General features: G+C 39.0%; 22 protein-coding genes and 4 tRNA genes. 2 read left to right on the forward strand and 24 right to left on the reverse strand.

The genetic code is table 11. The features are described from left to right. Positions 1–39: 39 nt before the first annotated feature. The 13 genes from rlmH to AC2TFD_RS30285 form a co-directional block, all read right to left on the reverse strand. Complete coding sequence (gene rlmH, locus AC2TFD_RS30225) at positions 40–519, reverse strand: 23S rRNA (pseudouridine(1915)-N(3))-methyltransferase RlmH (RefSeq protein WP_484674740.1); 480 nt, start codon at positions 517–519, stop codon at positions 40–42. A gap of 218 nt (positions 520–737) precedes the next feature. Further along, positions 738–1,970: a S1C family serine protease gene (locus tag AC2TFD_RS30230; RefSeq protein WP_484674741.1), complete on the reverse strand. Its 1,233-nt coding sequence runs from the start codon at positions 1,968–1,970 to the stop codon at positions 738–740. A 260-nt stretch (positions 1,971–2,230) separates the two neighbouring features. After that, positions 2,231–3,025, reverse strand: coding sequence for an MBL fold metallo-hydrolase (locus AC2TFD_RS30235; protein WP_335510727.1), 795 nt, complete (start codon positions 3,023–3,025; stop codon positions 2,231–2,233). Between the two features lie 17 nt (positions 3,026–3,042). Next, on the reverse strand, positions 3,043–3,828 hold the full coding sequence (locus AC2TFD_RS30240) for a two-component system regulatory protein YycI (RefSeq protein WP_335510728.1): 786 nt from the start codon (positions 3,826–3,828) through the stop codon (positions 3,043–3,045). After that, on the reverse strand, positions 3,815–5,137 hold the full coding sequence (locus AC2TFD_RS30245; protein ID WP_335510730.1) for a YycH family regulatory protein: 1,323 nt from the start codon (positions 5,135–5,137) through the stop codon (positions 3,815–3,817). The genes AC2TFD_RS30240 and AC2TFD_RS30245 overlap by 14 nt, the downstream gene beginning before the upstream one ends. Next, positions 5,134–6,957 (reverse strand): cell wall metabolism sensor histidine kinase WalK, encoded by a 1,824-nt coding sequence (walK, locus tag AC2TFD_RS30250; RefSeq protein ID WP_335510733.1) that lies wholly within the window; start codon positions 6,955–6,957, stop codon positions 5,134–5,136. Before walK ends, AC2TFD_RS30245 begins: the two co-directional genes overlap by 4 nt. An 8-nt stretch (positions 6,958–6,965) precedes the next feature. Beyond that, entirely contained in the window at positions 6,966–7,676 is a 711-nt protein-coding gene (yycF, locus tag AC2TFD_RS30255; RefSeq protein ID WP_335510735.1) for a response regulator YycF, read from the reverse strand. A 155-nt stretch (positions 7,677–7,831) separates the two neighbouring features. Further along, complete coding sequence (locus AC2TFD_RS30260) at positions 7,832–9,289, reverse strand: peptidoglycan DD-metalloendopeptidase family protein (RefSeq protein ID WP_335567038.1); 1,458 nt, start codon at positions 9,287–9,289, stop codon at positions 7,832–7,834. A gap of 405 nt (positions 9,290–9,694) precedes the next feature. Next, positions 9,695–9,767 (reverse strand) — tRNA-Phe (locus AC2TFD_RS30265). A 32-nt stretch (positions 9,768–9,799) separates the two neighbouring features. Beyond that, a tRNA-Asp gene (locus tag AC2TFD_RS30270) sits at positions 9,800–9,876 on the reverse strand. A 68-nt stretch (positions 9,877–9,944) separates the two neighbouring features. Continuing rightward, a tRNA-Glu gene (locus tag AC2TFD_RS30275) sits at positions 9,945–10,016 on the reverse strand. Between the two features lie 81 nt (positions 10,017–10,097). Next, positions 10,098–10,173 (reverse strand) — tRNA-Lys (locus tag AC2TFD_RS30280). Positions 10,174–10,303: 130 nt separating this feature from the next. After that, positions 10,304–11,596 (reverse strand): adenylosuccinate synthase, encoded by a 1,293-nt coding sequence (locus AC2TFD_RS30285; protein ID WP_484674742.1) that lies wholly within the window; start codon positions 11,594–11,596, stop codon positions 10,304–10,306. A gap of 213 nt (positions 11,597–11,809) precedes the next feature. Between AC2TFD_RS30285 and AC2TFD_RS30290 the strand changes: the two genes are divergently transcribed. Beyond that, positions 11,810–12,709 (forward strand): nuclease-related domain-containing protein, encoded by a 900-nt coding sequence (locus AC2TFD_RS30290; RefSeq protein ID WP_335510741.1) that lies wholly within the window; start codon positions 11,810–11,812, stop codon positions 12,707–12,709. Positions 12,710–13,066: 357 nt separating this feature from the next. Here AC2TFD_RS30290 and dnaB read toward each other — a convergent pair whose 3' ends face one another. From dnaB to AC2TFD_RS30345, 11 genes are all read right to left on the reverse strand, one after another. Next, positions 13,067–14,416 (reverse strand): replicative DNA helicase, encoded by a 1,350-nt coding sequence (dnaB, locus tag AC2TFD_RS30295; protein ID WP_335510743.1) that lies wholly within the window; start codon positions 14,414–14,416, stop codon positions 13,067–13,069. 163 nt (positions 14,417–14,579) lie between these two features. Continuing rightward, positions 14,580–15,029, reverse strand: coding sequence for a 50S ribosomal protein L9 (rplI, locus tag AC2TFD_RS30300; protein ID WP_335510745.1), 450 nt, complete (start codon positions 15,027–15,029; stop codon positions 14,580–14,582). Beyond that, entirely contained in the window at positions 15,026–16,999 is a 1,974-nt protein-coding gene (locus AC2TFD_RS30305; RefSeq protein WP_335510747.1) for a DHH family phosphoesterase, read from the reverse strand. The genes rplI and AC2TFD_RS30305 overlap by 4 nt, the downstream gene beginning before the upstream one ends. Before the next feature lie 23 nt (positions 17,000–17,022). After that, entirely contained in the window at positions 17,023–17,970 is a 948-nt protein-coding gene (locus tag AC2TFD_RS30310) for a YybS family protein (RefSeq protein ID WP_484674743.1), read from the reverse strand. A 428-nt stretch (positions 17,971–18,398) separates the two neighbouring features. After that, positions 18,399–18,641: a 30S ribosomal protein S18 gene (gene rpsR, locus AC2TFD_RS30315; protein WP_335510751.1), complete on the reverse strand. Its 243-nt coding sequence runs from the start codon at positions 18,639–18,641 to the stop codon at positions 18,399–18,401. A 47-nt stretch (positions 18,642–18,688) separates the two neighbouring features. Further along, entirely contained in the window at positions 18,689–19,225 is a 537-nt protein-coding gene (ssb, locus tag AC2TFD_RS30320; RefSeq protein ID WP_484674744.1) for a single-stranded DNA-binding protein, read from the reverse strand. Between the two features lie 67 nt (positions 19,226–19,292). Then, on the reverse strand, positions 19,293–19,580 hold the full coding sequence (rpsF, locus tag AC2TFD_RS30325) for a 30S ribosomal protein S6 (protein WP_045519104.1): 288 nt from the start codon (positions 19,578–19,580) through the stop codon (positions 19,293–19,295). Between the two features lie 169 nt (positions 19,581–19,749). Next, positions 19,750–20,850: a redox-regulated ATPase YchF gene (gene ychF, locus AC2TFD_RS30330; RefSeq protein WP_335510755.1), complete on the reverse strand. Its 1,101-nt coding sequence runs from the start codon at positions 20,848–20,850 to the stop codon at positions 19,750–19,752. 260 nt (positions 20,851–21,110) lie between these two features. Next, positions 21,111–23,108 carry a molybdopterin-dependent oxidoreductase gene (locus tag AC2TFD_RS30335; protein WP_484674745.1) on the reverse strand — a complete coding sequence of 666 codons (1,998 nt, stop codon included), beginning with the start codon at positions 23,106–23,108 and terminating at the stop codon, positions 21,111–21,113. Between the two features lie 105 nt (positions 23,109–23,213). Next, positions 23,214–23,411 (reverse strand): DUF951 domain-containing protein, encoded by a 198-nt coding sequence (locus AC2TFD_RS30340; RefSeq protein ID WP_045519309.1) that lies wholly within the window; start codon positions 23,409–23,411, stop codon positions 23,214–23,216. 15 nt (positions 23,412–23,426) lie between these two features. Next, positions 23,427–24,302: a mechanosensitive ion channel family protein gene (locus AC2TFD_RS30345; RefSeq protein WP_484674746.1), complete on the reverse strand. Its 876-nt coding sequence runs from the start codon at positions 24,300–24,302 to the stop codon at positions 23,427–23,429. A 198-nt stretch (positions 24,303–24,500) separates the two neighbouring features. On the opposite strand from AC2TFD_RS30345, the gene yyaC reads away from it, so the two are divergent. Continuing rightward, on the forward strand, positions 24,501–25,115 hold the full coding sequence (gene yyaC, locus AC2TFD_RS30350; protein ID WP_335510760.1) for a spore protease YyaC: 615 nt from the start codon (positions 24,501–24,503) through the stop codon (positions 25,113–25,115). The last annotated feature ends 34 nt before the right edge of the window (positions 25,116–25,149 follow it).

Raw genomic sequence — 25,149 nt, forward strand, 5'->3', positions numbered from 1 at the left:
CTAACACATTACCTAAAAATATAAGAAAAAAAACCTCATTTACTTATGGTAAGGCTCACCCCGATTAATCCGAAAAGCCCGATAAATTTGCTCTATTAAAATCAACTTCATCAACTGGTGGGGAAATGTCATTTTTGAAAAAGAAAGCTTTTCATTTGAACGTTTTAGCACTTCCTCACTCAATCCCAAAGACCCGCCAATAATAAAAGCGATCTTACTTTTCCCGTAGGTAGCCAGCTTATCTAACGTATCCGCAAGCTCCTCAGAAGACTGCATTTTCCCATTGATCGCTAATGCAATCACATATGTATCTTGGCTAATCTTGGCCAAGATTCGTTCTCCCTCTTTTTGCTTTACTTGGAGCATTTCCGCATCACTTAGCTCCTCAGGTGCCTTTTCATCTGGGACTTCTATGACTTCCACTTTCGCATAGGAATTCATTCGCTTTAAATATTCATCGATCCCCATTTTTAAATATTTTTCTTTTAATTTGCCAACCGTGACAATTGAGATATTCACAATCCACAACCCCCTTTTTTATTTTACAAACAGTTTACAAACAAGTTATCCACAATAGTTATCCACATGTCCACAATTTTTATCCACATCTTGTATGGAATCATTTGTTCGCCACAATATATACAGCTGTAATTTGTCAGAATTCACACCCTGTTGATAAGTTATCCACAAAAATTTCATTAAAAAGCAGAAAGGCTATATCACCTTCCTGCTTCCTGTTATGACTGATCTTCGGCTAATGTGATAGTGGTCGTTTGCAGCTTTCCTTCACGATAAAACTTTATTTCCATCTTATCGCCGATTTTTGTTTCTTGATACAAATGCTTTCTTAAATCAATGACATCGTGGATTTTTTCGCCATCCATTTCAACGATAACATCGAGCTCTCTTAATCCAGCCTGTGCTGCAGGTGAGTTTGGCATAACCTGACGAAGTGCAACTCCATACGTGATATCGCGAGGTAATTTTAACGCTTCCTCTTGATAATATCCTGGGATCTCTGCAACGGATTTTAAATCGACTCCCATATATGGGCGTTTGACCACGCCAAATTGCTCTAGGTCATTAATAATTGGTCTCGCATAATTAATTGGAATCGATAAACCAATCCCTTCAACTGCACTTTGGGCAATTTTCATCGAGTTGATTCCGATAAGTTGTCCAGCAATATTGATTAATGCACCGCCGCTGTTCCCTGGATTGATCGCTGCATCTGTTTGTAATACTTCTGCATTCCAATCCATAATCCCATCTTGATTGATATCAACTGGAATCGTACGGTTAATTCCCGAAATAATTCCTTGGGTAACAGAACCTGAGAATGTAGCACCTAGCGGATTTCCAATCGCCATAACAGGCTCGCCCATTTTTAAGGCGTCTGAGTCGCCAAACTCCGCTACTTTCTCCACCTTATCAGCATCAATTTCAAGGACCGCTAAATCTGTCCAAATATCCCCGCCCAGCAACTTAGCGGGTATCTTCGTGCCATCATTAAGGGTAACTTCCAAATGCGTTGCACCTTCAACCACATGTTGATTGGTTACGACGTACGCCTTATTTCCTGCCTTTTTATAGACAACTCCTGACCCGGTTCCAGCAGGCCCCTGATTGTCCCCAGACTCATCGTACCAGAAGTTAGAGGTCTGGATATTATTGATTCCAACTACCGCATCTGCAGCCTTATCAATCGCTTTCGTTGTATCCGTTTGTACATCATACGATACCTGCTGCTGGATAAAATTGTTCTGATTATCATTATTTGATCCCGCAGGCTGATTTTGATTTGGCTGAACATTATAGGGAAGGAATCCCTGATTTGATAATGTCGGAATCAAAAGAACAACAAGCATACCTCCAATTATTGCACCAACGATACTGGAAAAAAGATATCCTCTACTGCTTCCATTTTTCTTTTGGTAGCGCTCTTGTGAATGATCATCATAATAACCCATTTCCACCACGTCTCCCTTTCATAAGTGAGCTTATTTATATTTTGGCTTATACTTACAATTATACTCTTTCAGGGAGAATTTTATAAAAAAAAGGCTGTTTTCTTAATGTTTGTTGTTAAAATCCTAATGCCGATTTTAACGTGGCAAGATTTATATTGCGCTTTTAATTTAGTTTGCAGCTCTTTTCTTATTAAATTTTTTCATAAATTTAATAAGAAAAGAGCATAAAAAAGAACAAAGATAAGTATCTTTGTTCCCCCTTAGACTGCAGTAAGAATCGTTGGTACCTTGGGATCCGTGTCATAGAGATCAAATCCCTCACCGACGATTAATCCTTGGCTTTGCAATGTTTGTGCTACTGACATTCTTGCTAAGTCCTTCATATTATTGTCGAGACTTAAATGGGCTAGATATACCCTTTTTGTATTGTCGCCAATGACTTCACTCATCGCAATCGCTGCATCTTCATTCGAGACATGGCCAAGGTCGCTGAGAATTCTTCGTTTAATACTCCAAGGATATCTTCCCATTCTGAGCATTTGCACATCATGATTGGACTCAAAAATATAGGCATCTGCATTTGAGATGATTCCTTTCATCCGATCACTTACATAGCCAGTATCCGTAATCAATACCAGCTTTTTACCAGAATGATGAAATACATAAAACATTGGTTCTGCTGCGTCATGGGATACACCAAAGGATTCAATATCTGTTGAGCCGAAGCTCTTTACACATTCTGTACCGAAAATCATCTTTTGCTCTAATGGAATATCCCCAACCAGACGATCCATTGCCTGCCAGGTTTTTTCATTCGCATAAACTGGCAATTTATATTTACGGGCCAAAACACCAATTCCTTTAATATGGTCGCTGTGTTCATGGGTTACAAAAATTCCTGTTAATTTACTTATATCACGATCTATATGTTTGAAAAATGCCTCCATTTGCTTGCCGCTAAATCCGGCATCGACTAGAAAGGAGTGTTCATCTGACTCTACATATAGCGAATTCCCCGTACTTCCGCTCGCTAAAATGCTAAACCTCAAATCCATACTTTTTCACTCCATCTCTAATTTCCATCGCTGTTAAATTGAATAATCTGTCCTTCTAATGCATTGACATAGAGACTTTCTTTATCATCCACCACGAAACGCCACGTAGGAGCTAATGCTTGTGAAGCTGCCAGCTGTATTAAGGTAGAATAACCAAGCTCAACCTTTGTAATCTTGCTTTTTGGCTTCAGGGCACCCTTTTGATGCAAGGTTTCAAGTGCCTTCAAAGGAGGGAGAAGTTCCTTCCTCTCTATCATTTTTTCAATATCCTCTAAATACGTTTGTTCATAGGATATGATTTGATTTTTATCATCAAGTTGAAAGATAATCATCCCGCTGAGGTTTTCATATAAGGTCATATTCTCATAATGTTGAAAGTAGATGATTGTATTCTTTTTATCATTTTTCCTCCAAAAGTGATATTCGTCCCCAAACAAAACATGATCCTTGATAAAAGGAGTAAGCTCTGCAGCTTCGAACTTTGCATTTAATTGTAATGGCTTATCCAACTTCACCTGCAATGTAGCGCTTGGTTCCTTCAGATTCACTGTTTGTCCCTTAAGTTTCGTTATATCATCCTTGGTAAACATTTTAGGTTCTGCACTAAGGTACTGGTCCTTTATAGGTGCCTTCGGCAATTCTTTATAGCTAATTTCGTCTGCATCCAGCTTTTCCTCAATTGATGCCTCTGCAATAATTTCGTACTTATTTGCGTCTCTAATTTTCATAAATTGAAACAAAAGGTACACATCTAATATCAAAAACGTTAAGATAAAAATCGTTTTTATTTTACTCCAATCCATGTAACAATCCCCCCAGGTCTTCCTTCGTGATTTGTCCCCATGACTGGTTATATCGATAGAACCAAGCAGGCTCTAGGAGGATCAGTTTGTTTTCATCGGTGTTCCTTGCCATCCGGTATCCTAAAACAAGTTGTTCCAGTAATTCTGGTTTAAAACTCTTTCGGCTTTTAAGAAATTCCAGCGCCTCAGAGCCTGATGGAAGTGTTACCTCTACCATTTCTGTGGTTAACGGAAGCTCTAATGCTATATTTGATCTTGTATATTTTGTAATCTCTTCTCTGCCCCAAACCTCATGAATTTCTGACATGCCAATTTCATTAAAGACAGGGTAGCCATCCATACTATATAAACGGAACTTCACAGATTTTCTTTTCAAATCCATAGCAACATACCGATAAGGATCTGTCCAACCCCCATGTCCATTAATAAAATCAATACTTCTAGTAAGTAAATCATAAGAGTTGGCAATAAAATTAGGATCGACGTTTGGATTGACATAATGCAGCATATTGGTTTGGTTGTTTACGGTCATCTTACTTGAAACATCACTGTATTCTTCTCCGTTAACGATCGTTCCCCTTTGGACAAATCTGGGGTCACTAAACAACGCCTCTTTGAATGCCTCCGAGTTTAAAATGACCGGTAAATACGTATATTCCATCATTTCCAATTTACCATCAGGGATAAAAATTGTCCGCTCTGCTGTTGTTTCAAAGGCAAAATAACGCTGATATTGCTCGGCATTTTTAAAAAAAGTACGGTTAAATCCATTTAATAACTCTGGTGAGATATGGCTCATATATACCCGCCGATAATCAGAAGAAATAAAATAAACTTTCCCATTTCCCTTATCCGAATTTTCAACATTAATAATCATACGATTAAAATTAAAAGCAGGAATCTTTTTTTCTTCAAATTTTAATACACTTCTATAAAGATCAATCGGGACATCAGCAGGAAAAACAATTTCTGTATTCCCATTTCCATGCACCAATTCCTTGATATCACTAACATGATCTGAATAATCAGTTACATCATAGAATGACCATCCTCTTATTTCACTTATCATCTTATCAAGGTCTGCTGCATTGGTTGTTCCATAGTGCTGACCATTAACATGAAATAGCGCTAAATCAGGACGGATGATCTCCTGGAGCTCCTGCTTCTCTTTCAACGTCACCTCAGCAACATAATCACTGTTTTCCATCCAGTCAAAATTAGGCTGGTACGTCCAAAGATTCCAGGTTAAAACAATGCTGACCAGGATTAGAAATATTAGAATCGCTGATTTACTACTTTCATACCTCATGACCATTCATCCTCTTCAGATTGCTCGTATGGAAGTGAAAAGGAAATCGTAGTGCCTTTGCCTTCTACACTTTCAGCCCAAATTATGCCACTATGAACATTTACCATTTCCTTTGCAATGGCCAAACCTAACCCCGTACCGCCCAATTTTCTTGTTCTTGCTTTATCAACCCTGTAAAAACGGTCAAATATCTTTCCGATATTCTCCTTTGGAATTCCCACACCTTCATCCGAGACACTGACTACAATCTTTTCCTCTTCCTCTTTGATTGAAAAAGTGACATGCCCGCCTTCAGGAGAATACTTTAATGCATTTGAAATGATATTGTAGAGAACTTGTGTCATCTTATCTTCATCGATTTCAACAAAGATAGCATGGCCTGGCAGATTTCTTCTGAAGCTGACATTTTGATCCTTCGCCATTTCAAACCGGTCAATAATTCGGTCGTAGAAATCAACAAAGTTCACCCATTCTTTTGACAGGCGATAATCGGTGCTATCTAATTTTGAAAGTTGAAGGAGGTCATTTACCAGACGTATCATTCTTTCTGTTTCTGTACGTGTAACCTCTAAGAAATTAGGGGCAATTTCTTCATCCTTCCATGCACCATCAGCCAGTGCCTCTAAGTAGCTTCTCATCGTAGTAAGCGGTGTTCTTAATTCATGTGATACATTGGCAACAAATTCTCTTCGTTCTGCTTCAATTTTTTCCTGGTCGGTTATATCATGAAGGACTGCAATCAATCCATTCACAAACCCAGTCTCCTTTTGAATAACAGAAAAGTTTGCTCGTAAAATATACCGTTCCTTTTTTGTACTATAATCTAGAATCAACGAATCCTTTTCTTCTAATAAATCTTCAAAGGTATTCGTGTCCGTTAAACCTAACAAAGAAACAATCGGCTGAGAGAGGACCGTTTCACGTGAAACATTCAGCATCTCTGCTGCTGGTTCATTGATTAAGATTACTCTGCCTTTTCGGTCTGTCGCAATAACACCATCGGTCATATAGGATAAGACAGAAGAAAGCTTTCTTCTCTCTCCCTCCGTCATAGCCTGAGCCTCTTGAAGTTTTTTCGTTAAATTATTAAAGGTCATCGCTAAGGTCCCTATTTCGTCCTGACCATACACTCGAACCTTTCGCGAAAAATTTCCCTTCGCCATTGCCATTGCTTGCTTTTTCATATCTGTAATCGGTCTAGTAATGGTTTGGGCAAGGAGGATTCCTAAAAAAGCAGTAATGGCTAAAGCAATACCGGTCCCAGTCGCAAAAATACTATTGATTGTTTTCATTTGGGTAAATACATTTTCTATTTTTGCTTCCAGATAAATCGCACCAATTACTTGACTGCCTGATTTTATTGGCGTAGACAGCACCCATATTCGATGGCCGCTTTTTTTATCAATCTTGATACTGCTTTGGTCCTCTGCTAAATTAATGGACTGTGTAATCCGCAGTTCAGTTGTCCTTTGACCGACGACTCCCTGATTGGCGCCTGAAGTTCCTAGGATTTTGCGTGACTTTCCTTCAATCACACTGACTTCAAAAATATCTGCAGACTCAAAATCTCGAAGAATTTTTCTGATTTCGCCTTCAAGGATAGGATCCTCAGGTGTTCTTTTCCTCTCCATCTCCTCGACAACATTATAGGCCAATAAATTAACTCGTTCTTTTATAGAAGTTTGGAAATTGGTCCTTAATGTTTCTTCGAGCTGCCTGACAAAATAAACGCCAATAACCTGCATAGCAACTAAAATAAGCAGGACATAAATGATGACAAATTTCACATGTATCGATCGAAAAAAACTAACCTTTTTCATAAAAGGCATTACTCCTGATCTGGATTACGTAAATAGTAGCCCACTCCTCTACGCGTAACGATCCATGTAGGGTGGCTTGGATTATCTTCAATTTTTTCACGTAATCGGCGAACTGTTACGTCTACTGTACGAACATCTCCGTAATAATCATAGCCCCAAACGGTTTGAAGAAGATGTTCCCTTGTCATGACCTGTCCAATATGTTTCGCCAAATAATAGAGCAGCTCAAATTCACGGTGTGTTAATTCAATTGTCTCTCCGCGTTTTGAAACTACATATGCATTTGGATGAATGGTCAGTGAGCCAACTTCAATCTCATTGGTTTCAACTTCCTCATCTGATTGAGAAACTACCACCTGATGACGACGTAAGTTTGCTTTCACTCGGGCAATTAATTCCCTTGTACTAAACGGCTTTGTTACATAATCATCTGCACCAAGCTCAAGTCCTAGTACTTTATCTATTTCAGAATCTTTGGCGGTCAGCATGATAATCGGCATATCATATTTCTTGCGGACTTCGCGGCAAACCTCCATACCATCTTTTAATGGAAGCATAATATCTAAAAGAATTAAATCTGGTTGTACTTCTTCCACCATCACAAGGGCTTCATTTCCATCATAAGCACTGTAAACATCGTAGCCCTCTTTTTTTAGATTGAACTGCAAAATATCCGCAATCGGTTTTTCATCATCTACTACGAGAATTTTCTTTTCCATACCCATTGCTCCTTTGTTTTAAAAAATAAATACAAAATGTCATTTCTACTCTAGTTTACTTTACCATGGTTTCTTCAGTAATTCACGTATTAGCAGTATTTAACACAGAAAGAGTCTCTAGTACGGACTAGAGACCCTTATTATTTAATCTACCCTTATTTTAAATAACTAAGAGGATTTTGCAACGCACCATCTTTATATACTTCAAAATGCAAATGCACGCCAGTTGAGTTTCCTGTTGTACCCATTACCCCAATACCTGAACCTTGTGAAACAGTTTGCCCAGCACTTACGCTGATGGATTCAAGGTGAGCATATACGGTACGTAATCCATTTTGATGGTCAATTACAATTTTGTTTCCATAACCGCCATCATATCCAGCTGATACAACTTTACCATTATCTGCTGCTTTAATTGTTCTGTTGCTTGGTCTTGCAATATCAATACCTTTATGACTTTTACCCCATCTCATGCCCTGCTGGCTTGATATATAGCCTCCAGATGTCGGCCATGCAAGGTTACCAGTACCACGTGATGGAATTACTTTTGTTCCTTTTACAACAATATGATTAACGGGCTGTGAAAGGACAACCTCGCTTGTAACTTCATTGCTAACAGTTGCTCCGTTTTGTGTGGAAATACGGTAATTTACAGAGCGTTCTCCGTTTTTACCTTCTTGCTGGACTTTAGTTTCACCTTTTGGCATAGAATCATCATTAACGATTTCATTACCATATGGAATAGCCTCTTTTTGATTTACCTCTTTATCGACAATAATTTCAAGATACGGTTTTAATGCCGTAACATTGACCTCTTGACCGATCTTTACAATAGAACTATCTGTCAGGTCAGGATTTAGTGCAAGAAAGTCTGCTAGTGGCAGCCCATGGTTATTGGCAATCGTTCCAAGTACATCGCCTTCTTGAGCAACATATTTCTTCTCTTCTAATGTGCCCTTTTGTAAAAAGATTACAGCTTCATCAACTGACAGAATTTTATCCGGAGTAACTTTTTCTGGATTAAATGAAACATTTTTAGATACCCTTACGTCTAATATACGAGTTTCATTTTCAGCAAGTGGTGGAAGTTCTGTTGCTGGTGCTGCTTTTCTTGCTTCTACCTCATCTAGTTGAGCCTGCGTTACATAGGCAAGTTTAAGTCTGTTCATGACCTCTTCAGCAGTTTCTTGGTTTTCTAAGAAAACAATTGGCTGACCGTCAATCGCAATCGCGGAAGCCTCTGCCTGAAGCTGGATTGTGTTCTCGAGATTTTTTACCGTCTCAGCGTTATTTGCTGTGGAACGAAAAACCTGCTCTTTTATGTACTCAATATTTGAGCCAAATTCTATGTCCTTATCCTTCAAGGATTCTTTTAGCATTTCTGCTTTTTCTTCGACAATTTTTTCAACAACCTCTTTATCGGAAACAGTACCTACATATTGTTGGTTATGGTATACATGGTAAACAGTTGTCAATTTAATTGAAGCAGCAGCACTTCCTGAAATAGTGCTAAATAGTAATGCGGAAGCCGCAAACGCTGTCATAACAGCTGTCTTTAAAGATTGTTTTTTCTCTAATTTACTTGATTTTCTTCCTTTATTAAAAAATAACATTGGAATCCTCCTAAATTACGGAAACAACTCTCTTAATCTAGTGCTTTTTAACCATCAAAAAGAAATTTGCCTCATTTTCTACTCTATAACTTTATCACAATTTCAATTTAAATAACGATTAGTCTTGATAATGTAACAAAATTGTATAAAAGCTGACATTTTACTACATTGGTAGGAGTTGGAAACAGGGGAAAATTATAAATTCCCCTATGATATTTTCCCTATATTCATAGGTAAAAGTTATTATATCAATGGTTATAGCTGTTAATAGAAAATGACTATCTTTTACAAAACAAGACAAGCCTCGTAAAAAAATATGTAAATACTTGGATGTTTTTTTACAAAAATGTTACGTTTGTAACAAATAAAAAAGAAGCTTACACATAGTAAGCTTCCCTTTTATAATGGCTCAGGACGGAATCGAACCGCCGACACAAGGATTTTCAGTCCTTTGCTCTACCGACTGAGCTACTGAGCCAACTCTTAGGATTGTTTCCTAAAATCAAGTTATGGCGGTCTGGACGGGACTCGAACCCGCGACCTCCTGCGTGACAGGCAGGCATTCTAACCAACTGAACTACCAGACCAATATTATAGTATGATCGTTAGCAAGCAGACCGGACTTGCCAATCGCTTACCAACAATCAAATGCCAATGACCCCTACGGGATTCGAACCCGTGTTACCTCCGTGAAAGGGAGGTGTCTTAACCACTTGACCAAGGGGCCATATTTTAAAATGTTATTTACTATGGAAGTTTATTTTGCTGTCGCAAATGGAAAGTTATTTTCGCTATCGCGAAAAAACTTTGGTGAGCCATGAAGGACTCGAACCTTCGACCCTCTGATTAAAAGTCAGATGCTCTACCAACTGAGCTAATGGCTCGTACTTAAGATTGTTACTCGTTCGTGACGACGCTTTTTATAATAGCATGGCATGTAGCTATCGTGCAATACTTTTTTGAAAAAAGTTTTAATAAATTTTAAAGCCCCCAAAATTGAGGGCTTATATTAGTCTAAATTTGTCTCCAAGGACTGCGAACCACATTTGTTTGATTACGGTCTGGTCCAACTGAGAAAGTAGTTAATGGAATTCCTGTTAGCTGCGTAACACGTTCCACATAATGACGAGCATTCACTGGCAGTTCATCTAACGATTTAACTCCTGTAATATCCTCAGTCCAGCCTGGAAGTTCTTCGTATACAGGCTCACACTCAGATAGAATCTTTAAGCTGGCAGGATATTCGGTAATCAATTCACCCTTATAGCTGTACGCCGTACAAATCTTCAATGTTTCAATTCCGGATAATACATCGATTGAGTTTAGAGAAAGATCTGTTAAACCACTGACACGACGGGCATGGCGAACAACTACACTGTCAAACCAGCCAATACGGCGCGGACGGCCAGTTGTCGTGCCGTATTCACGGCCAACCTCTCGAATTTGTTTTCCAATTTCATCAAATAATTCTGTTGGGAACGGTCCATCACCTACACGAGAGGTGTAAGCTTTACAAACTCCCACAACATGAGTAATTTTGGATGGGCCTACGCCAGAACCAATTGTTACACCGCCGGCAACAGGGTTTGAAGAAGTGACAAATGGATACGTACCTTGGTCAATATCCAGCATAACGCCCTGTGCACCTTCAAATAAAACACGTTTTCCTTCATCCAATGCGTCATTTAAAACGACAGATGTATCGCAAACATATTGCTTGATTTGCTGGCCATATTCATAATACTCATCCAAGATTTCTTCTTTTGTAAAACCAGTTGTCTCATAAATACGTTCAAATAAACGATTTTTTTCTGCAAGGTTGCGTTCCAGCTTTTCTTCAAAAACATCACGCTCTAATAGGTCGGAAATTCTAATTCCAACGCGTGCTGCCTTATCCATGTAAGCAGGGCCAATTCCTTTTTTAGTGGTTCCAATTTTATTCGCACCTTTACTTTCTTCTTCTACAACGTCAAGCTTCAAATGATAAGGAAGGATGACATGTGCACGATTACTGATGCGAAGGTTTTCCGTTGTAATTCCCTTTTCGTGTAAGTAGGCAAGTTCTGCTACAAGAGCCTTTGGATCAACGACCATCCCGTTGCCAATCACACAGATTTTTTCCTTATAAAAAATTCCAGATGGAATTAAGTGTAATTTGTATGTTTCTCCATTAAACTTAATGGTATGTCCTGCGTTATTTCCACCTTGATAGCGAGCAATTGCCTCTGCATTTTCAGAAAGGAAATCAGTGATTTTGCCCTTTCCTTCGTCTCCCCATTGTGTACCAACTACCACTACTGACGTCATATAGGCACCTCCAAATTAAATACGCTTTTCTTTTTCCATACACAAGTTTAACAATTAATGGAGCTAAAAGTCAATAAAACCCGAACGATTTATATTAAGATATTAAAATACGTTCGTAAAAATATTACTTTAGCAATCTAGGTTGTCATTCGTTTTGTTTTTCCATAAAATAGATAATATAGCTTTATTAAAATAATGATAGGGAGGCGTTATATGATTTTTAGAGCACGGCCAGAAAATATGAAATTGATTCTTTTACAGTATTTACATCCCCGAATGGTGTTTAACGAAGGTCAAGCACTAACCTTCTTCACCATTGAAAAAGGCTATGAGGGAGAGCTTAAAAGTGACGATTGGCTTAAAGGGTTAGCAGACGAGTGGTTGATTCTAAATGATTTATTATTTGACTATCATGGTTCCCGCTTTCAAATTGACACCCTGCTTATTGCGTATGAAAAGTTATACATATTGGATATTAAATACTGGGAAGGTGATCACACGTTTAAAGAAGATAAGTGGTCTACTCCAACAGGAAAACCTGAAAAGAACCCATTACACCAGTTGGAGAGGTGTGAGACCTTATTTCAAAGAATGCTGCATGAGTGGGGCTTTCACTATTCAATTGAATCCTATTTAATCTTCAACCACCCCGAGTTTCATTTATATACCACCTCCAATAATCCTGCTATCATTTTTCCAACACAGCTTAACCGCTTTTTAAAAAAGTTAAATACCAGACAAGTCAAGCTCCATAAAAGGTACTACGAGTTAGCACAGCAGCTTGTTGATCGTAACATTGAGGACTCCCCCTATGAACGGATATTCTCCTATACCTATGATCAATTAAAGAAAGGAATTACCTGCCCCGAATGCAGGGCAATTTATGAGGGCGCACTGCTCTGTAAGAATTGTGGATACGTAGATGAGGCAGAGACGGCGATATTGAGGAGTGTAAGAGAATTTATCCTGCTGTTTCCAGAGAGGAAGATTACCACCAATGAGATCTATGAGTGGTGCGGAGGGATTAGGTCAAAGAAGGTAATCCGGAGGGTACTGGGTAGGGATTTTAAACTGGTTGGACATAGGACTTCAGCTCATTATGTTTATAAATAATGCCTAGAGCTTTTTTGTTTCCCATCGTACTGGTTATTACAGCTATTGGGGATCCAAAAACCCTTTTTGGTTCCCTCCAAACCGTTGTATTCCATCTTGAGGGAACCAAAGTTCCTTTTTGATTCCCTCTAAACAGTTTTTTTAATACTAGAGGGAATCAAAGACTTCTTTTGGTTCCCTCTAAGCCCTGTTTTACCTCATGAGGGGAATCAAAGGTCTTTATTTCCTTCGATCCTCTGAATTTCCCCTCCCCACAGGAGGAACCACCCCCTCTAAACTACCTTTTTTAGAAAAACCGCCTACCCCTAACCCCAGATAAAAAAAAAACCAGCCAAATAGCTGGCTGGCTCAAAAAGTCTATGCACTCGGATCATACCGGGTCTCAAGATTTACGAACTTATTGTATTCTTTCACAAACGCGAGTGATACAGTCCCAGTTGGGCCGTTACGCTGCTTAGCGATGATGATTTCGATGATGTTTTTGTTCTCTGACTCTTTATCATAGTAGTCATCACGATATAAGAAGGCAACGATGTCGGCATCCTGCTCGATTGATCCGGATTCACGGATATCAGACATCATCGGACGCTTGTCCTGACGCTGTTCCACACCACGGGAAAGCTGAGAAAGGGCGATAACTGGAACCTTAAGTTCACGTGCTAATTGTTTTAGGGAACGGGAAATCTCTGATACTTCCTGCTGACGGTTCTCTCCAGCACGACCGCTTCCTAAGATCAACTGCAAGTAATCGATTAGGATCATGCCTAAACCATGCTCTTGCTGCAGACGGCGGCATTTTGAGCGGATATCATTGACTTTAACCCCAGGTGTATCGTCGATAAAAATCCCCGAATTCGATAGACTTCCCATGGCCATTGTCAGCTTGCCCCAGTCATCATCCGTAAGGGAACCCGTACGTAACCTTTGCGCATCGATATTTCCTTCCGAACAAAGCATACGCATAACAAGCTGTTCAGCACCCATCTCGAGACTGAAAATAGCGACATTCTCACTTGTTTTTGTCGCAACATTGGCTGCAATATTCAAGGCAAAGGCTGTTTTACCCACGGAAGGACGGGCCCCTACGATAATTAAATCATTGCGCTGGAACCCTGCTGTCATTCGGTCCAATTCAGCAAATCCTGTAGAAATACCGGTTATATCTCCAACACGGTTGTGCATTTCTTCAATATTGTCATACGTACGAACTAAAACATCTTTAATATTATGAAAAGAACCTGCATTTTTACGCTGCGCGACGGCGAGAATATTTTTCTCTGCTTCGCTTAAAAGTGCTTCGACTTCATCCTCACGGGAATAGCCGTCTGAGGCAATCTCCGTTGCTGTTCGAATTAATCGTCTCAGCAAAGACTTTTCTTCTACAATTCTCGCATAATATTCAATATTGGCAGCTGTTGGGACAGAACTAGCCAATTCATTTAAATAACTTACTCCACCAGTATCTTCAATGAGTTTCTGTGCTGCTAGATCTTCCGTTACGGTTACAAGGTCAACTACCTTGCCTTCGTCGTTCAGCTTCAGCATGGCATTAAAGATCTTTTGGTGGGAAGCACGGTAGAAATCCTCTGGTATTAATATTTCTGATGCCACAGTTAATGAAGACGGCTCTAGGAAAATTGCACCTAATACAGCCTGTTCAGCTTCAATATTTTGCGGCGGCAGACGATCTGCATATAAATCGCTCATCTATCAAAACCTCCATTTATTAAGAGGATCATTTATATATTTTCATAGTTTAAGTCCAAATTAAGTTTAAGAAAAAAAGCCAGAATAAAGAAAAGTGACCAGCCAGAACCGATCACATCACTTTTATTATTCTAACATGTTTATCTAAAATTTGAACTGGAAATTACTTTACCTCTTTTACTTGAACTGTTAATGTCGCTGTAACTTCATGATGAAGCTTCACCGGAACCTTTGTGTGACCAAGGGTACGAATCGCATCTGCAAGTTCCATTTTGCGTTTATCAATTTTAATTCCGTGTTTCTTTTGAAGCTCTTCCGCAATTTGCTTCGTTGTAATTGAACCAAATAGACGGCCGCCTTCACCGGCTTTTGCTGATAATTCAACCGTTATTTTATCTAACTGCTCACCAAGTTTTTTCGCTTCCTCAAGCTCTTCAGCAGCGCGTTTGTCTTCCTTTTTCTTTTGTCCTTCTAACGTGCTGATATTGGCACTATTTGCCTCAATCGCAAGACCTTGTTTAATCAAAAAGTTATGTGCATAGCCATCGGCTACATTTTTCACTTCACCTTTTTTTCCTTTTCCTTTAACATCCTTCAGAAAAATTACTTTCATTCTTTACTCCCACCTTCAAAATAATCTTCAACTGCTAGCTTTAATTGTCTATCTGCTTCTAACACCGAGATACCAGCTAATTGTGTGGCTGCATTGGTTAAATGCCCGCCGCCCTGAAGCTTCTCCATAATCACCTGAACATTTACATTTCCAAGCGATCTGGCACTTATTCCAATAAGCCCTTCGCTGCGTTTTGCAATTACAAATGAGGCTGCTACACCGTCCATCGTCAAGAGCGTATCTGCTGCCTGGGCAAGAAGGACTTGGTCGTAATGCTCATTTTCACTGCCTTTTGCAATAGCAATACCATCGCGGTAAAAAAGAACCGATTCAATTAATTTTGCTCTTTTTATATACGTATCAACGCTTTCTTTTAAAAACTTCTGTACAAGGATGGTATCTGCACCCTGACCTCTTAAATAAGAGGCTGCATCGAAGGTCCTGGCACCTGTTCTTAATGTAAAACTCTTGGTATCCACCACAATTCCAGCTAAAAGAGCAGTTGCTTCTATCATTTCTATTTTACCGCGTTTTGGCTGGTATTCAAGAAATTCGGTTACAAGTTCCGCAGTCGATGACGCATAGGGTTCCATATAAACAAGTACCGGATTTTCAATGAATTCTTCTCCGCGGCGATGATGGTCAATTACAACGACATTATCAATTTTATTAAGGAGACGCTCTTCAATCACGAGTGCCGGCTTGTGGGTATCCACGACCACCAGTAGTGTTTTTTCAGTGGCGATTTCCAATGCCTCTTCTGGTCCAATAAATCGAGAAAATAATTGCTCTTGCTGACGGATTTCCCCCATAAGTCTTTGAACAGCGCTATCCATTTCTTGTATGTTCAAAACTATGTAGGCGTCTTTTTGATTCATCTGTGCTACTTTGTATATACCTATGGAAGACCCAATCGAATCCATGTCAGGATTTTTATGCCCCATAATAATGACTTTATCACTTGCCGTAATTAAATCCTTTAACGCATGAGAAATAACGCGGGCACGTACTCTTGTCCGTTTTTCAACAGGATTTGTTTTCCCGCCAAAGAATTTTACTTTTCCATTTGGATGTTTTATCGCTACCTGGTCTCCGCCTCTTCCTAATGCTAGATCGAGACTGGATTGTGCTAACACGCCTAATTCAGGCAGCGAAGGAGTTCCAGCACCTACTCCAATACTTAAGGTAAAGGATATATTTTGCTTAGAAGTCATTTCCCTAACATCATCAAGGACAGGAAATTTACCTCTTTCAAGGAGTTGCAGAATCGCTTCATTAAACACTGCGATAAATCGTTCGGATGAAATTCTTTTTAGAAAAATACCATTGTCATGCGCCCACTTATTGAGGGTAGATGTAACCATATTATTAATGCTTCCGCGCATTTGGTCATCCATACCTTGTGTTAGTTCATCGTAATTATCTAAGAAGATAATGGCAATAACGGTCCGTTCATCATGATACATTTTTTCAATTTCTTTTTGTTCAGTGACATCAAAAAAGTATAGAAGCTTTTCCTCGCTTTTGAGAATCACTCGAAATTTACGTTCATGAAGGGTAATGATTTCTGTTTCAACTTCTTGCTTGATTAACGGTATTAATGTGTCTGCCACCTCGTAAAGAGACTTACCAACCAGCGTATCTTCATCGAAATAGGAGGAAAGAAAAGGATTGGTCCACTCAATAAAATATTCGTCATTAATAAGCATAATCCCTATCGGCATTTCCATCAGCGCTTCTTCGCCTACCCTTTTTACTCGGTAAGAAAGGGTTGAGATGTAATCTTCCATCTCTTTTCTTTGGCGGGATTCGATGACGATCATATAGTATAACGGCGGAATGATCAGAAATAATCCCACCAAGCTTAATATCCAATTATAGTAGGTCAGGACAATGAGCAGCACCACTGTAATGCCTATCAGCCCGTAAAAAGGATAGCGAATCGAGCGTTTTTCAATAAATGCAGGCAATTTTTTCAGCTCCTAAACAGTAGTCATCTCTCTTTTTTAGTAAAGCCTTTTCGTAAATCAAAGCTTAAATCAATTATACCTAATATCCCTACAATATAAAGGAAAATTGGAACTAGAAAAGCGACAATCGCTATTGTAATAGTGATAGCCTTCGAAATACCCTTTTGATCGAAGTAATAAAATATAAATGTATATCCTTGCAACACCATTAAAAACTGGAGGATATAAGTCAAATTAATTATAGCCATATACCAGAAGGTGCCTTCTTCAGGGTTCATAAACATGCTCAGTAACAAGGTAAGAAGAAAATAATATAATAAACTTTTTGGCAAGGAAATCTCTTTAAAGCTTTTCCACTTTTCTACCTTAACGCCAAATCTCTTAATAATCGGAAACGATACAAGCTGCATAATGAAAACGATGAAAAATGAAGTGACAACAAATAAAGTTGGAATTAAGGTTTTAATAAGGTTTAATCCATTATTAAATTGTTCTATAACTTTTTTATTGTCCTCTGGATTACCAAAACTCCCCAGCAAACCTGCGGATGTATCGAATGATTCACGCAATATATCAATCATTTCAGTAATCATATTCACATTAAATAAAACAATGCTTGTCACATAAATAATTATTAAGTTTATTAAAAAGACAAGGGACCCGCTAATAAATAATATCCCCATATTCTTTTGTTTTTGAATTAAGTACCCAATCACAACACCTGTTGTTCCGTATGCTAACGTTAATGGCAGCGACATAATCGTCCCTACAATAAACGAAAGGAAAAGGGATGCAATAATAAAAACAAAAATACTTTTGCCATTATTTTTAGCGGCAAATAATATAAAGGGTACAGCTAAAAATAAATTCACAATCATTCCAAGAACCGGAACATAAATGGTAAGTAATAATAAGACTGCAAAGGCTGCTAAAAGGATAGCACCTTCTGTTAGTTTACGAACATTTTTCACTGCTTCACCTCAATTATTTAGGCTCTTTTCTTAAACTTTGTTGCTTTTTATAATGAAATGTAATGATTCTGCTGTGTCTTCACCGTAAACAGGAAAAATACAATAAGAAAAGAGCTAGCACACTAATTTCAATGGCGCAAAATAGCTATTTCCACGTTAAAATCGGCTTTAGGATTTTAACAACAGTCGTTTCAAAAACAGCAATATTTCAAAAAGCCTATTCCTTAATTTTAGCTAGAAAAGCATTGCTATTCAACTTTAAAAAGAAAAAAGGCAGCAAGGGATGACCCTGGCTGCCTTAGAACAATTTACTCTAGCCTTAGCGCCTAGGGGCTCGGGTCATAGGCCAAGCCGGCAAGAAGGTAAAAAGCAACCTTCTTGCCGGCTCGTCTTATGCCTGTCGCCCCTGTCAAGGCGCTTACGCTTTATTATTCACCTGAAACGAATGGTAATAATGCCATTTGACGTGCACGTTTGATTGCAACTGTTAGTTTACGTTGATATTTAGCGCTAGTACCAGTTACACGACGTGGTAAAATTTTTCCACGCTCAGAAATGAACTTTTTAAGTAAATCTACTTCTTTATAATCGATGCGAGTGATACCATTTGCTGTAAAATAGCACACTTTACGGCGCTTCGCGCGTCCGCCTTTACGTCCTCCACCTGCCATGAAAATTCCCTCCTTTTAGTTATGATTACGTTCAGAAAAGGTTGACGTTAAAATGGTAGATCATCATCGGAGATGTCTATTTGACCGTTACCTGCGAACGGATCATCATCTTTAGGAAAACCTTTGTTATTGTTATTATTGTTATTGGCTTGATATTGGCGTTGTTGATTCTGATTGCCGCCGCCATAAGGATTTCCCTGCGGTTCCCTTGGTGGTGCACCGAAGTAATCATTGTCGTTTCTTCCGCCACCGCCGCCTGATGAATTTTTAGGCTCAAGAAATTGAACACTTTCTGCCTGAACTTCAGTAACGTATACACGTTTACCATCTTGTCCTTCATAGTTGCGGGTTTGAATGCGGCCATCGACACCTGCAAGACTGCCTTTTTTCAAGAAGTTTGCCACATTTTCAGCAGGTTTTCGCCAAACAACACAGTTAATAAAGTCTGCTTCACGCTCACCTGACTGACTAGAAAACGGACGGTTAACTGCTAAAGTAAAGGTAGCTACAGGAACCCCATTTGGTGTATAACGCAAATCAGGATCTTTTGTTAAACGGCCTACAAGCACGACACGATTCATCATCAGAATCAACTCCTTTTCTTCTGGTAAAATGTTCCATGCGGAACATTTAAACCAAAGTATATTTATATTAAGCTTCTTCTTTAATTACTAAATGGCGAATGATATCTTCGCTGATTTTCGCAAGACGAGAAAATTCTTGTACCGCGTCAGCTGAAGATGTAGTTTTCACGATTTCGTAATATCCATCACGGAAATCGTTGATTTCGTAAGCTAGACGACGCTTACCCCAATCTTTTGTTTCAGCAGTTTCCGCACCATTTTCAAGAAGAATTCCGTTGAAACGCTCTACAAGAGCCTTTTTCGCTTCGTCTTCAATGTTTGGGCGGATGATGTACATGATTTCGTACTTATTCATCACAGTCACCTCCTTTTGGTCTAAACGGCCCATTTGGGCAAGGAGCAATTATTCATTACTCACAATGTAAGATTATAGCATAGGATTCGCTGGAATGCAACGTTGTTCACCAATTCTAGATATTCCTTGTAGAATGGTAAAAAGCCTTGCAGATGCAAGGCTTACTGTTTTACACATTAAATCGGAAGTGAATGACATCTCCATCTTTTACTAAATACTCTTTACCTTCTAAACGGACTTTTCCAGCTTCCTTAGCGCCATTATAGCTTCCAGCTGCTAATAAGTCCTCATAAGAAACGGTTTCAGCACGGATAAATCCTCTTTCAAAATCGGAGTGAATGATTCCCGCACATTGTGGAGCCTTCATGCCATGTCGGAACGTCCATGCACGAACTTCCTGTACACCAGCTGTAAAATAAGTAGCTAATCCAAGCAGGTTGTAGGCAGCCCGAATTAATTGATCAAGTCCAGATTCTTCGATTCCAAGCTCCTCTAGGAACATTTGCTTTTCTTCGCCATCCAGTTCAGCAATTTCCTCTTCAATCTTTGCACAAACTACAATAACTTCAGCATTATCTGCCGCAGCAAATTCACGTACTTTTTGTACATATTCGTTTCCTGAAGGATCTGCTACATCATCTTCACCAACATTTGCTACATATAAAACAGGCTTAATCGTTAAAAGATGAAGCATTTTTGCGATTTTCATTTGCTCTTCGGTAAATTCTACGGTCCGTGCTGGTTTTTCAGCTTCAAATGCTTCACGAAGCATTGAAAGAACTTCAAACTCAGCAGCCGCATCTTTATCCTTTTGCTTGGCCAATTTTTCAACACGGCTAATCCGTTTTTCAACAGATTCCATGTCAGCAAGGATTAACTCTAAGTTAATAACTTCAATGTCGGAAATAGGATCTACTTTCCCTGCTACGTGCGTGATATTTTCATCTGCAAAGCAGCGAACCACTTGGCAAATAGCGTCCACTTGACGAATGTGGGACAGAAATTTGTTTCCAAGTCCTTCACCTTTACTTGCACCTTTTACAATTCCTGCAATATCGGTAAATTCAAAGGCAGTGGGAACTGTCTTCTTCGGCTGAACGAGTTCCGTTAATTTATTTAAGCGGTCATCCGGTACTTCTACAATTCCTACGTTTGGATCAATGGTACAGAAAGGGTAGTTCGCTGATTCTGCCCCAGCTTGTGTAATTGCATTAAATAATGTAGACTTACCCACGTTTGGAAGTCCCACAATACCTGCTGTTAAAGCCATAAAATTCACTCCTCATAAAAAATCCATCTATTTTATAATAAATTTACGTACAAATTTTAAAAAGCCTCTCACAATTATAGGCATTAGAAGCTAAAAAGACAAGAACAACAAAAAGTGGAGACGCCTTGATTAGCCCCGACAAGCAAATAACCTCTCCCCGATGAATACCGCACTTTGACTTCATTGAGGAGAGGTATTTGACCTAGAGGGGCTTGGCGTCGGAACTGGATTACAACAAAAACTTGTACCTAAGGCACCAGCTAAGTTGTTCTTTCAAGATTAACAAGGCAATCATACAAAGTGCTGCCTAATCCATTATCTGATTCCCCGCTTGAGGTTAGGCTATTGACAGGACCGCCAAACCTTTTCCAAATACCCTCATCGATATTAATCGTATTGGGATGTGCCTTGGGTAAAATAGAAATAAACCCTTTTACCTCACCACGCTGATTCCATACTCTCACTAAATCTCCATTCGTAAGTTGTTTATCTGCCGCAATATTTTCTGCAACTTCCACCTTTAGCTCAGGATCCTTAGAAAATAGATGATAGTTTTGCGAATGATTCGATCTTAAAGGATGAATGGTTAATAAATGATACGGATATTTCTCAGCTAGTTCTGGGTTACTCCACTTTGATTCTTCAGGAAGGGCCAATTTTAACTGGCCGTCATCCCCCTTCCCAATCGATGTGAACTCATATTTTCCGGAAGGAGTTTTGAAATTATAATTGCTCCACGGGATGGGTTCCACCGGAAGCTCCAGTGTGTGTTTTTCTTTAAGCTGCTCAAAAGTGATTCCCTTTTTTGCTAATGATTCCAGAGCCATTTCCATCCATTGTTCTCTTGAAAAAGCAAAATCCTCTCCAAATCCCAGCCTGTTTGCAAGCTGTGTCCAAATCCATAAATCAGATTTCGCTTCTCCAGGGGCAGAAACAAGTTTTGGCCCATAATTGACGTAATGATGGTACATAGAAGAGTAATAGAAATCTTCTTCCTCAAAAGAAGTTGTCGTTGGCAGAATATAACCCGCTAAACGAGCTGTGTCTGTCATATATTGTTCCACCACGACGAGCGTGGAAACGGAAGAAAATGCTTTTTCTATAATAGATGAATCCGGAACCTGTGTCAGTGGATTGCCACAAGTAACAAAAATCATTTTGATTTCTGGGTCTACTGTAGCCAATACTTCCTCTGCTTGTTTCATGATCGAAAACTGTCTGTGGCTGCTCTTACGATGATTCAATGTTAAATTACCGATATCAAAGCTCTGCCCTACTTGGAGGTTTGCATAATTGGCACCTCCGCCAGGAATTCCAATATTTCCACTTATCGCGACAAGGGCATCAATCAAGCGGATGGTATTTCCGCCATTTTTATAGCGCTGCATCCCAAGTCCCATGAAGGTAGAGGTTGGACGATCACCAAAAATCTGTGCTAAAAACTGAATACTTTCTACAGGAACCTCTGTCATTTTGCTAATTTTCTCTAGTGAAATACTTTCAACCATCTTCTCTACATCGCGAAAGCCAAGGGTATGATGATCGATAAACTCCCGATCTTCTAGCCCTAATCGGAGAATTTCCTTAATAATACCCGCAGCTAAAAGACCATCCATTCCAGGTTTTACTGATATATATTTATCTGCTATTTTAGCAGTGGCATTAAATAGAGGATCAATAACAAGAATTCTTGCTCCTTTTTTCTTTGCTTCTAAGAGCTTTTCGTAGAAGTGCATGTTAGTTCTTGCGACATTTCTGCCCCAAATGAGGATGTTTTTACTGTTTAAAACGTCCTCAGGTTCATGACTCCAGGCATTACCAAAATCCCATTTCTGTGCCTCAATTCCCGCACCCCAACAGAGTGATCCATAAACTTCCGTAACACCGCCATACGAATTAAAAAACCGTTGATCTAAATTTTTTAATATTCCATTGTTCGCATAGTCATGACTATGAAGAACGGCAGTCGATCCATACTGTTCTTTAATTTCCTTCAACTTGAGAGCTATTTCATCAAGAGCCTGATCCCATGATATTTGCTTGAATTCGCCATTCACCTTTTTTAAGGGATGAAGAAGACGCTCTGTTGAATTGGTCCTCGTTTCTAGCATTCTACCTCTTCCACAAATTTTCCCTTTTGTAATTGGGTGGGAAGGGTCTCCTTCTACTTTAGTTATTTTATCGTTCTCTACCGTTACATGGAAACCGCAGCTGTCCCAACAATTTAGCGGACAAGCCGATTTACGTATTTCAGTCATTTTCCCCACCCCCTAAATCAATCTATATAATTTTAACAACAATCTTTACGAAAACATCCATATTTAAAAAGGATAATCTATTTACTCAAAAAAAAGAAGCATGAACTACTGCTCATGCTTAACCAATATTTTCTTCATTTTCCGTGAAAATTCACGTCTTGGGATCATTACGCTATGTTCACAGCCTTCACATTTAATGCGGATGTCCATCCCCATCCGAATTATCTTCCAACGATTCGTCCCGCATGGGTGCTGCTTTTTCATTTCTACGACATCATTTAACCCAAATTCCTTTTCCTCCATTAAATTCCTCTCCTTTTAAACACTAGGTTCATTAACGTTTCCAGAATCCTTTGAGTACATGACCATACGTGGATATGGGATTTTAATTCCATGTTCATCTAGAGATTGTTTTATATCCCTTTTAATATCACGAGAAACACCTGCATGTTTCATTGGCAAGGTTTCAGCTACAATTCGTAATACTACTTCTGTTGATCCCAAGGTTTGAATACCTAACAGTTCGGGTACTTTTGTTAATTGTTCGTATTTATCGGGCATTTGTTCAAGTAAGTTTCGGATAATATTCTGCGTCTTATCAATATCCTCTTCATAGGCAATTGCAATGTCAATTATAGCCAGACTGTTATTTAAAGAGAAGTTGGTTACTTGAATGATACTTCCATTGGGAAGAATGTGTACTTCTCCCGTCCAGCTTTTTAGTTTTGTTGTCCTGAGACCAATTGCCTGAACCGTTCCCTCAAACTGGTCAATGCGAACTTGATCGCCAACTGAAAACTGATCTTCAAAAATAATAAAGAAGCCGCTTATTACATCTTTGACCAAACTTTGTGCTCCGAAACCAACGGCGAGTCCTACAACTCCTGCCCCGGCAATCAAGGCTTTTACGTCAATCGTTAGAACAGAAAGAATCATCATAAAGGCAATAAAATAGACAACATATGTAAGTACATTATCGAGAAGTTTAGACAAAGTTTCTTCTCGTCGTTCTGAAGTCTTTAGAGGAGAGCGTGTACGAATCTTAAATACATTATCAATTGCTACGCTGCCTAACTTAATTAAAATTTTGGCAACAATCAAAATGGCAATGATTTTAAGTACACCTTCCCCGATGTGAAGCCAGGTATCTTCGTTTTGAAATTTATCAATAAATCTGTTAATAACTGAATTCATTTAAAAACCAATCCCTCGTTTCCTATTGAATCACACTCATTTTATCAATTTTCCTTTGTAGTTTATAGTATTGTGATTTATTCATTTTTTCAATAGGAATATCTTTCATTGACTACGTATAGATTTTCAAAATTTTCCGTATACTGTTAGAAAGCAATTTTTAAAACAATAAGTGGTCACAAGTTAAGGAGTGGACTTATGAACCTGAAGCCTAGTTTTCTTGATAGGAGGACCAATACACAAAAAATTAATCATGAGGATTTTCAAGCAGTTGAAAATCTCGCCATGGAATTAGTCAAGTTTTTACCCAGGACGTCCCAACGGCCAATCGTTTTTGTTTGTATTGGAACTGACCGCTCAACAGGAGATTCATTAGGGCCACTTGTGGGATCATTTTTAGAAGAAAAGGATATTCCTTTTTTTCATGTGTACGGTACATTAGATGAGCCTATTCATGCCGTAAATCTTACTGAACGATTGTCGGAAATTACACTCAAACATCAAGATCCCTATATCATTGGCATTGATGCCTGCTTAGGAAGAATGAAAAATGTTGGGGTAATTCAGGTAGCTGATGGCCCTGTGAAACCAGGTGCTGGGGTAAACAAGGATCTTCCTGCTGTCGGAGATATCCATATTACCGGAATTGTTAATGTCAGCGGCTTTATGGAGTTTTTTGTCCTCCAAAACACCCGTCTAAACCTCGTCATGAAAATGGCAAAAACAATTGCTAATGGTATTTATCAAGCGAGTATTCTCCATTCAAAGGGACGTCTGCAGGAGTTAATGCAAGAGCAGAAAAAGACGAATTAAAAGAGCAATCGGGAATAGCCCAATTGCTCTTTTT

It is taken from the genome of Neobacillus sp. plas4, from assembly GCF_057221695.1.

Coding starts and splice junctions, on each gene's coding strand:
- yycF (WP_335510735.1), bottom strand. CDS start 7,676: ATGGAAAAGAAAATTCTCGTAGTAGATGATGAAAAACCGATTGCGGAT.
- AC2TFD_RS30260 (WP_335567038.1), bottom strand. CDS start 9,289: ATGTTATTTTTTAATAAAGGAAGAAAATCAAGTAAATTAGAGAAAAAA.
- AC2TFD_RS30340 (WP_045519309.1), bottom strand. CDS start 23,411: ATGGAGGAAAAGGAATTTGGGTTAAATGATGTCGTAGAAATGAAAAAG.
- yyaC (WP_335510760.1), top strand. CDS start 24,501: ATGAACCTGAAGCCTAGTTTTCTTGATAGGAGGACCAATACACAAAAA.
- AC2TFD_RS30290 (WP_335510741.1), top strand. CDS start 11,810: ATGATTTTTAGAGCACGGCCAGAAAATATGAAATTGATTCTTTTACAG.
- ychF (WP_335510755.1), bottom strand. CDS start 20,850: ATGGCTTTAACAGCAGGTATTGTGGGACTTCCAAACGTGGGTAAGTCT.
- AC2TFD_RS30335 (WP_484674745.1), bottom strand. CDS start 23,108: ATGACTGAAATACGTAAATCGGCTTGTCCGCTAAATTGTTGGGACAGC.
- AC2TFD_RS30240 (WP_335510728.1), bottom strand. CDS start 3,828: ATGGATTGGAGTAAAATAAAAACGATTTTTATCTTAACGTTTTTGATA.
- ssb (WP_484674744.1), bottom strand. CDS start 19,225: ATGATGAATCGTGTCGTGCTTGTAGGCCGTTTAACAAAAGATCCTGAT.
- dnaB (WP_335510743.1), bottom strand. CDS start 14,416: ATGAGCGATTTATATGCAGATCGTCTGCCGCCGCAAAATATTGAAGCT.
- rplI (WP_335510745.1), bottom strand. CDS start 15,029: ATGAAAGTAATTTTTCTGAAGGATGTTAAAGGAAAAGGAAAAAAAGGT.
- AC2TFD_RS30285 (WP_484674742.1), bottom strand. CDS start 11,596: ATGACGTCAGTAGTGGTAGTTGGTACACAATGGGGAGACGAAGGAAAG.
- AC2TFD_RS30235 (WP_335510727.1), bottom strand. CDS start 3,025: ATGGATTTGAGGTTTAGCATTTTAGCGAGCGGAAGTACGGGGAATTCG.
- AC2TFD_RS30230 (WP_484674741.1), bottom strand. CDS start 1,970: ATGGGTTATTATGATGATCATTCACAAGAGCGCTACCAAAAGAAAAAT.
- rpsF (WP_045519104.1), bottom strand. CDS start 19,580: ATGAATAAGTACGAAATCATGTACATCATCCGCCCAAACATTGAAGAC.
- walK (WP_335510733.1), bottom strand. CDS start 6,957: ATGAAAAAGGTTAGTTTTTTTCGATCGATACATGTGAAATTTGTCATC.
- rpsR (WP_335510751.1), bottom strand. CDS start 18,641: ATGGCAGGTGGAGGACGTAAAGGCGGACGCGCGAAGCGCCGTAAAGTG.
- AC2TFD_RS30245 (WP_335510730.1), bottom strand. CDS start 5,137: ATGAGGTATGAAAGTAGTAAATCAGCGATTCTAATATTTCTAATCCTG.
- AC2TFD_RS30345 (WP_484674746.1), bottom strand. CDS start 24,302: ATGAATTCAGTTATTAACAGATTTATTGATAAATTTCAAAACGAAGAT.